Below are 9,515 nucleotides of genomic sequence, written 5' to 3'. Positions count from 1 at the left end.
GTTGCCGCCAGCGGGATGATTACTGCCAATACCCTTGTACCGGTTTCAAAGCATTTGGAAATGCTGAAAACGATTGGGTTGTGACCTAGATTGGGCAACTATCGTCAGCCGTCAGCCGTCAGCCGTCAGCCGTCAGTGGTCAGCCGTCAGTGGTCAGCCGTCAGCCGTCAGCAGACTTAACTCAGATTAAACCAATGCTTACCTCTTTTATTAAAAAGCACCTCAAGTAGCGTGCGCATTAGCTGATAGCTGATAGCTGATAACTGATAGCTGATAGCTGATAGCTGATAGCTGATAGCTTACCTATAACTAAGGATCACCAACTAGCAAAAAAGCAGCCCAATAATAGGGATGGGTAAAGCTTTGTTTTCCAAATCCTGACAATTCTGAGGATAAAGCAATTTTCTTGCCAGAGCTATATAAGTGATCATTCTCGATCCGGACATTGCCTCGAATCATTGCCAACTGTGCCTGTCGCAAGGCTTCAGTTTTACTCGGTGTCTTGTTCAACTGACGGTAAAACTCTGTAGTCAGCCCCAGAGCCCCTTGGTCACTGACAGACCAAAGGGTTGCTAGAGTGGAGTCAACCCCTGCCTGAAAGGCTGAGCCAGCAAAACCTAGCTCTGCTTCCCGATTTCCCAAAGCGGTTTGGCAAGCGCTGAGTACCAACAACTCTACCGATGGCTCAGAAAACAGATTTTCCACTTGATCGAGCCCCAGTTTTTCGTCCCACATTTGAATATAAGAATTTTCAGGAGCTCCCTGATTAAACTGAGCATGGGTAGCTAAGTGAATGATGCCAAATTTCCGTTTTTTTCGTTGAGCCTTTAAATTTTCCAGAGTGAAGCTTTCGTTGAGAAAATAGTTACCTTTCCACAGTTTGTTGATAATTGTTTGTAACTCGACTTTTACCCAAGGCAAATCCTGTTTATCAGAAAATTGGGAGGCTCCCATCGCCAGCAGTCGCAAGGATTGAACATGGGTAAACCGAGAATAGGTCAAACTAAGGCTAGGCACCAGGCTGACACTATAATTTTCCACTAGATAATTCTTTTGATCGTGGAGAGCAGCCAGGGGTAGGGAGCGCAACCCCTGATCCATGGCAAATATCAGGCTCTCGATCTTATTAGCTTTTAACTCAGCCTCCAACGGTCCGATCAGCCATTGGTAAAGTTGCTGAGCTGGTTTGAGATAATCCTTATCATCCAAGCTTCGGGGATTTATCAGTGTTCGATGAAAGGTCCTAGTCACAGCTAGGACTTCAGCACGATTTGCGTTATAGACTCGCCGCAGAATTGGATTACCGTCTGCTGTGATCAGCAACAGTTCTAGCTGGTCATCGTTTTGTTGTAAGCATTTTTCCGGTTCTAAAGGTAGATCAGAGGGTCGGTAACCAAATCTTCGGTCAATTTCGGCTGCTGGGATTGCTGGAGTTTGGCATCGAGTTCCTGGTAATGTCAGGGAGTTTTGGACAAAACTGACATAAATAACCCCAGTCTTGAGACCCTTCTCCCGCTCAAGCTCACGAATGCGATCGCGCACATCATTCTGAGTAGAAATTTTGGTCTTGAGCTGTCGCAGAAAGTATGCCTGATATTCTTCTGTGAAGGCTTTTTCTATGCCATAGACTAGGTCACTTCTAACGGTCGCCTCCAGTGTGATTGGTTGCTCTACCAATGGTGGAACCTCTGGCGGTGTTATTGATGAGTTATCCGGTGTGGGGATTTTTGAGTCTACCTGTTGTGAAACTGTTAGATCATCCGGTAGTAAAACCGTTACATTCTCTGGTGGTGTACCTGTGCCATCATCCGGTGGTGTGACTGTGCCATCATCCGGTGGTGTGACTGTGCCATCATCCGGTGGTGTGACTGTGCCATCATCCGGTGGTGTGACTGTGCCATCATCCGGTGGTAGAACTGTTACATCATCCGGTGGTGTAACTGTGCCATCATCCGGTGGTGTGACTGTGCCATCATCCGGTGGTGTGACTGTGCCATCATCCGGTGGTGTGACTGTGCCATCATCCGGTGGTGTGACTGTGCCATCATCCGGTGGTGTACCTGTGCCATCATCCGGTGGTGTGACTGTGCCATCATCCGGTGGTAGAACTGTTACATCATCCGGTGGTGTGACTGTGCCATCATCCGGTGGTGTGACTGTGCCATCATCCGGTGGTGTGACTGTGCCATCATCCGGTGGTGTAACTGTGCCATCATCCGGTGGTGTGACTGTGCCATCATCCGGTGGTGTGACTGTGCCATCATCCGGTGGTGTGACTGTGCCATCATCCGTTGGATCTCCCGGATTAATAGTAATCTCTCCTTCCGTACCTCTGAGAGCATCTAACCGTGAGTTAGATTCTATTTGTTCTCGTATTGCTTCTGCATCAGCTTCGCTAGTAATGTCAGGAGCGAAGACTATGATATCACCACCATTGCCACCCCTCTGAGCTTGTGTGTTGATCTCAATATTCTCAAAGTTAACATTGTTTGAATCTGGAACGTTAAAGGTTAAGTTACCAGAATCTCCACCGTTTGATGCCTCGGTGATAATTGTGAGAGTCTCACCATTTACCTCAATGCTTCCCTGTGCAGTTTCCAAGGTTACATCACCAGAATTACTACCCCCTGTTTCTGTCGTCCTGATCGTGGTAACATCCGGACGATCATTATTACGGAATATAATGTCGTCTTGAGCTGATAAGATTACGGGTCCAGCATCACCTAAGATTACAGGTGCAGCATCACTCGGATTAGAACTTGTATCGATATCACCAATAGTGATACTCCCTTCAGGTAAATTCTGTTCAAGATTAGAGAATTCTGTCCCTTCTACGGTGACTGATTGATTAGGATCAAAATTAACTGGATTACTCAATTGATCCTCACTCAAACCTGCTCGCAAAATCAGAGAGCGGCTTTGGGTCAAATTATCAAAATCTGGATCTGAAGTGGGAATCGAGCCAGTGGTGTCTGGCTGTGTGATCTTGATATTTCCCCCCTCAATACTTCCAGTAGACTCTACTTTCAGAGAAGCTCCTGTATAATCGCCAAATTTTACATCGCCTCTAGAGATAATAATCGGGTCATAGAAGCTCAGAAAATTACCTGGTTTACCGGATAAATTCAGAATCGAGAAACTACCACCACTAGCAAAGTGAGCATCTCCGGAAATAATCCCATCACTAACTAAACTGAGATTACCCCCACTCTGAAAGGGTGTCTTGGGATGATTCAGTGCCAGAATATCAATGCCTAAATCCCCCTGAATGTAGAGGTCTCCTCCCGCTATAGCATTGAAGGGATTCTCAACAGTATCCCTTACCACCACTTTATTCTGGGCAAGTAGGTTTAAATCTCCCGTGGTAGACAGCTGGCTTTCTACTAGAGTCAGGTTATTGTTGGCGGACAGGGTTGCAGTCTCTGCCGTTACTTCCTTTGCCGCTACATCCCCAGACTCCAAAGTGATGCCTGAATCCTGCAACGTTACAGTACCATCACCATTATCCTTGAATTCTGTGGCATGACCTACATCAGGGCCAGTTAAAAGTTCAGGCAATTGCACAGGTGTCAAGGATTGTTGGTCAGTGAGTAGGGGGTGAATTTCCAAATTCAGCAAGTGCCCCTCTTGGGTAATTTTCACTAAACTTTCCCCTGGTACAGCAGCTACCGTAATTTTTCCCTCTTGTGCTGCCAGTTCTCCAGTACTGATCACAGTGCCACCCAGTAAGGTTAGGTTATTTCCTGGTGTCACCTCTAGCTGGCCCTGATTGATAATGGCTCCTGGTGTACCTAATGTCTCGAACCTAAATACACTAGGTGTTCCAATTAAGGACAAGTAGTCGTTGTCACCAAAGGCACTAAACCAATTATTATCACCAAAGCCAATATCTGTAGCGGTGGTAGCGGTTAATGATCCTGGAATGTTCAGCTGGGCATCGGCACCAAAAATTATCCCCGCTGGATTCATTAAAAACAGGTTGGCGTTGCCCCCTGTGACTTGGATGAGACCGTTAATCACTGAAGCGTTGCCACCTGTAACCCGATTGAGAATGTTTTTGATACCGGGTTGAGACAAAAAATTAACAATTTGGTCTTGGTCTAAACCAAACTCCTGAAAGCTGTGAAATAGATTAGAGCCATCACCTGATTGAGTACCTCCGTCAATATCAAAGCGATTACCATCTTGGATAACTTCCGTGTCAGTGGTGTGATCGGCTTGAATCGGCTGTGCTATTGTCGGTATAACCCAAAGAGGTCCTGCCAACACATAGAGGACGCTCAGGGATTGACTAATTCTACTCACAGCTAATTTCATCTGGCTTATTCGTAAAATCTTTTTTATTTCGTTATCTTAATCGGTTTTAATTTTAAATTTAAATTGCTGGATACTTAACAAAATTAATCGAATCTTTTATTATATAGTTAAATTTATTGCAATCTTGATAAATTAGGTTTGGCAGTAGTTAAAAACTTCACAAAGCTCTGGTCATCTTTATCAAAAAAATACAAACAAATACTAGAGTAGTGGTAAGATTACCCTTATATTTCTACCGTGAAATAAATAATGTAAAATTTGGATTTATTCGTAGAAATTTACCAAATATTATCGTTTTCACAACTCATTTATTATTGTTATCATTAATGGCAATATCAAAAACTATGTCAGTAATCAGCTAAAGGCCTTTGGCCACGCTACGCGAACAGCAGTCAGCTTTGCTGCTAATACGTAAGCAATCAGCAATCAGCAATCAGCAATCAGCTATAATTAATCAGCAATCAGCAATCAGCTATCAGCTATCAGCGCTTTTCATAACTATGAGGTAGATAGGATTTTTTACCTATTACCTATTACCTATTACCTATTACCTATTACCTAGGCGTTGCTGATTATGCGTATGGTTTTGCCCCCCTAGCCCCCCAATTCTGGGGGGAACAAAACTATCAAAGTCCCCCATAATTGGGGGATTTAGGGGGCTTCAATCAAACCAAATGATCGCGCATTCATTCCTTAATTCAGCAACGCCATTACCTATTACCTATTACCTTGTTTTAAGCTGACCACTGACCACTGACCGCTGACCGCTGACCGCTGACCGCTGACCACTCTGGTTAATCACTTCCCAAATAGTGCCTGGAATTTTCGGTTACGCTAATAGGTGATGCGGTTTCTAGCCTAATCAGGTAAACAGCATTTTTTCCCGATTCCCGACTCCCGACTCCCGATTCCCGATTCCCGACTCCCGATTCCCAACTCCCGACTCCCGACTCCCGACTCCTATACCACGAAAAGGGATATGATGGTAAGTTAACCGAATTTGATCTGAAATGTTCGAGAGTCAAACCATTGCTGCGATCGCAACAGCAGTTGTACCCCAACAAGGGAGTATCGGTATTGTGCGACTGTCAGGAAGAGATGCGATCGCAATTGCCCGTACTTTATTCCAGGCACCGGGGCGTCAGGCTTGGGAGAGTCACCGGATTCTCTACGGCTATGTGCGTCATCCCAAAACCCAACAGCTAGTGGATGAGGCATTGCTGCTAATTATGCAAGCTCCCCGTTCCTACACTCGTGAAGATGTGGTAGAGTTCCATTGCCACGGTGGGATCATGCCTGTACAAAAAGTGTTGCAATTGTGCCTAGAACAAGGAGCGAGATTAGCACAGCCAGGAGAATTTACCCTGCGGGCATTTTTGAATGGGCGTTTGGATTTGACTCAAGCAGAAAGTGTTGCTGACTTAGTGGGGTCTCGCTCCCCAGCAGCGGTTCAAGCGGCCCTAGCTGGGTTGCAGGGCAAGCTCGCCACACCCATTCGGGAAGCTAGAGCTACTTGCCTGGATATTTTGGCAGAAATTGAGGCTCGAATTGATTTTGAGGAGGATTTACCGCCCCTTGATCAAGGCGCAATTGTAGCTCAACTTAACAATATCTTAACAGAAGTATCCCAACTATTAGCCACAGCGGATCAAGGTGAGCTATTGCGCACAGGTTTAAAAGTGGTAATCCTGGGGCGACCCAATGTCGGAAAATCCAGTTTATTGAATGCCTGGAGTCGATGCGATCGCGCTATTGTCACTGACCTTCCTGGTACCACTAGAGATGTAGTAGAATCCCAGTTAGTAGTTGGGGGAATTCCGGTACAGGTGCTCGATACAGCAGGAATTCGGGAAACGGCTGACCAAGTGGAGAAGATTGGAGTAGAGCGATCGCGTAGTGCAGCGATGGCGGCTGACTTAGTATTACTGGTGATTGAAGCAACCACTGGCTGGAGTGCAGGAGACCAGGAAATTTACCAACAGGTGCAAGAACGTCCGGTAATTCTAGTAATTAACAAAACTGACCTAGCCAGTGATAAGAGTGAATCTACCCTATGCTATCCTAATACTATAGAGCAAGTAGTGAAGACAGCGGCTGCCTACAATCAAGGGATTGATGCTCTGGAGAAGGCAATTCTTGAGGCAGTAAATCGTGGCAACCTGCAAGCCGCTGATTTAGATTTAGCGATTAACCAACGACAAGCTGCTGCGTTGACCCGGGCGAAAATGTCTCTTCAGCAAGTGCAAGAAACTATTGCAAAAGAGTTACCCTTAGATTTTTGGACGATAGATTTGCGTGGAGCAATTCAAGCCTTGGGAGAAATTACAGGAGAGGAAGTAACCGAATCAGTGCTTGACCGCATTTTCAGCCGTTTCTGTATTGGGAAGTAATATTAAGTTTGTTTGATTACTTGTAAGCATTCAGCCGTCAGCTATCAGCTAAAGGCCTACGGCCACGCTACTTGAGGTGCTAATGCGCTACTGTTCGCGCAGCACCTCAAGTAGCGCAATCCCTGCTAAAGGTCTGTGGCCACGCTACGGGAACAGTTTATGCCCATAGCGTACGTTACTAATGGTGCTTTTGAATAAAATAAGCTGTTCGCGTAGCGTGAGCTTTTAGCTCACGGCTGACGGCTGATAGCTGAATGCTTACGATTACTTATCTTATTACTGGGCTGCTAATGGATAGTGAATAATGGGTAATCAGCAAAAGGCAATTATCCATTATTCACTATTTTTTACCTCTTCCCTCTTACCAGCTCTGTTCGCGTTCGCGCAGCGTCTGGCTCTGCCAGTAAGCGTGGCTCACGGCCTTAGCTCCCTAAAAACCTCACCCAAATCAGAATTGCTCTAAAACTTAGAGACTATTTATAAAGTAAATCTTAAGAAATATAGAGTACTTAATAGGGGTGAGTTAAGGCAGACAGCTCTCGCTACAGGTGAGCTTTTAAAGTACTCGCCGCCTATCTCACCCTACGCAATAATTTAAGCTTTATTTAACTTTAACTAACTTTAACCTTTATTTAACAAAAAGTCTCTAAGAGACTGAATCTAGAAGCTTGTCTTAAATGCTAAAAGCTTGACTATGACTACAGCCCCCCTTAATAAGCTGTTACACACTTAACTGGCTAGCTGGCGTAGATAGTAGATGGGGAGAGGGTTTTGAGGTTTTTTTCTAATTGGAAAATAGGCAATTTAAGCGATGCAGCAAGGGAACAGGCGGTTTCCCCCATGAGCGACGGCATCAAGAAAATGCACAGCAGCTTAAGAGGGAAACTTTGAACAGATGAAAGTCCCCCGTGGCATAAATGGCAAAACCTCTGGTTGAGAAACACCCTTATATATCACGAATCCATTGTAATTACTTAATAATTAGTTGTTTTATATTTTATTATGTGTTTTTTTTTTAAAAAATGTAAACAAGTAACCAGTATTGAATTTATTTCCCCTATAGTTAATTTTTGTCAGCCTTATAAAAAAAAGGAGTTTTGATGTTAACTGCTCAGGCAATTAAAATGCCCGAATTTGATAAATCAATTACTGATTATCAGAACTTACTGGAGCAAAACAACTTTATTTATGTGGAAACTGAAGACCCCAATTTTGACTGGATCGAATTTTCAAAATTGGTCACAGGTGGTGAGTTAATCCTGCAATATGGGCAACCGATTTTCTATGTCAGATATGAACCAGAATTGATGAAATTTTCCGATGCCAGAGGTGAAAGGCGTTTGCTTCCTCATACAGAAGCCAGCGATTATCAAACCCCACCGAACTATCTAGTGCTTTGGTGCAAAAAGCCTTCTGATTGTGGTGGTGGGATGACCACGTTGGCTTATGTGGAAGGATTCCTGAAGACTCTTACGGAAGAAGAAAAGAAAAAACTCATGGAGACTCGACACCATTTTGGTGCCACCAGGGGAGTCCACGCCAACCGCACCAAGGGAGCAATTCATCCGATCCTGTCATTTGAGGGTAAGAAGCCTGTTTTCCGCTTTTCTTGTAACTATATTAAATACGGTGACTACAGCCCCGATCCAGAGAACCTAAAGCCCTTTACTCCCGAGCCGTTTTTGGGAGAAATTGCCGACCGATTTCTAGCGTATTACGAAGAAAATCACATGGCTATTCGGATGAACCAATACTCATTGTTGCTTTGGGACAACAAATGTATAGCACATTCAAGAACCACCTATAGCGATCCCACTCGAGAACTACAACGCATCTTCTTACGGAACTCCTAAGGCTGAAAGCCCCGTGTTTTTAAACCGGGGATGAAAGACCGTAGCGACTTGAGTCGCCGAGTTGACAATACCTTGGCGCTAGGGTGTAATTAAAGCAATTAAAGCATAGGGTACAGGCTGAGAAACCGCAGGCTGAGCCGGGAGAGAGACCCGTAACTTACCGACCTGAAAGTAGTAATGCCCGGAGGGCTTGAAGTTACCGTAAGTAGAGTGGAGCCTTTATAGTCGGCAGGTTATGCAGCATAGGGAAAAGGTTTTGTAGTAAGGCTCCACTCTACTAAGGTTTCGTCTCTGGGAAAATCCTCCTTAAAAACCCAATCATCAATTAACCGTTGGTGTGTGAACCCAGCAAGATAACAACTTGAAATTGAACGGTACGGCGGGGCACGCCGGAACCAAGTGAAACAGGGAAGTAACGGACTTTCTAAGGCACTTCTCAATAAGTAGCTGAACGCTATCGCGAGACTAGCCCGCTGGGTCTTTCGTGAGCTGAACTGAAATCTTAGTCTTGACGGGATTTCGGCTTAGATATTGCCATTTGGACACGAAGGTTTAAGGCCGGTCAAAGATCATGGAATCCCCGTCTTTTTAAAGCGGGGAGTGTCAAGCTAACTGTCAGCTTAAGAGTTAAGTGTTAGCTGACTAATGTAGCTGACTAATGTAGCTGAGTCATGACATCCTGGCGATTCCTACCCTAGGATTTGGTGAGTTGATGAAAAGAGAAATGGGTGAGGGGGTGAGTAGGAATCGCCACCAGTTGAAAGGTAAGTAGCAGAACCTTGAGGTAGCTTGCGGAAAGCATCACGTATAACACTAATGAGGATAATCTCATGAGAATCTTCAATCAATTGGAATCCAATGTGCGAAGCTACTGCCGTTTATTTCCCACGGTGTTTAAGAAAGCACAAGGAGCTGTTCTAGAAGATAAAGAAGGTATTAAGTACATTGACTTTCT

The 9,515-nt window shown here is 44.8% G+C and carries 4 protein-coding genes; 2 read left to right on the top strand and 2 right to left on the bottom strand.

The features are described from left to right. Positions 1-309: 309 nt before the first annotated feature. Together F6K38_RS29425 and F6K38_RS29420 are read right to left on the bottom strand one after the other, a co-directional pair. Positions 310-4,305, bottom strand: a complete 3,996-nt coding sequence (locus tag F6K38_RS29425; RefSeq protein ID WP_287358620.1) for a CHAT domain-containing protein — start codon at positions 4,303-4,305, stop codon at positions 310-312. 806 nt (positions 4,306-5,111) lie between these two features. After that, complete coding sequence (locus F6K38_RS29420; protein ID WP_131826988.1) at positions 5,112-5,342, bottom strand: hypothetical protein; 231 nt, start codon at positions 5,340-5,342, stop codon at positions 5,112-5,114. On the opposite strand from F6K38_RS29420, the gene mnmE reads away from it, so the two are divergent. Together mnmE and F6K38_RS29410 are read left to right on the top strand one after the other, a co-directional pair. Beyond that, the gene (gene mnmE, locus F6K38_RS29415; RefSeq protein ID WP_287358618.1) at positions 5,328-6,707 is read left to right on the top strand and encodes a tRNA uridine-5-carboxymethylaminomethyl(34) synthesis GTPase MnmE; all 1,380 of its coding nucleotides are present in this window, start codon (positions 5,328-5,330) and stop codon (positions 6,705-6,707) included. The two genes, F6K38_RS29420 and mnmE, sit on opposite strands and share 15 nt — an antisense overlap. Before the next feature lie 1,100 nt (positions 6,708-7,807). Further along, positions 7,808-8,560, top strand: coding sequence for a TauD/TfdA family dioxygenase (locus tag F6K38_RS29410; protein WP_008179108.1), 753 nt, complete (start codon positions 7,808-7,810; stop codon positions 8,558-8,560). Positions 8,561-9,515: the final 955 nt, after the last annotated feature.

Origin of the sequence: Moorena sp. SIO3B2 (genome assembly GCF_010692525.1) — a bacterium.
Classification (GTDB): domain Bacteria; phylum Cyanobacteriota; class Cyanobacteriia; order Cyanobacteriales; family Coleofasciculaceae; genus Moorena; species Moorena producens.
The sequence above is the reverse complement of the archived record's forward strand: the minus strand, read 5'-3'. Positions and strand labels throughout refer to the sequence as shown.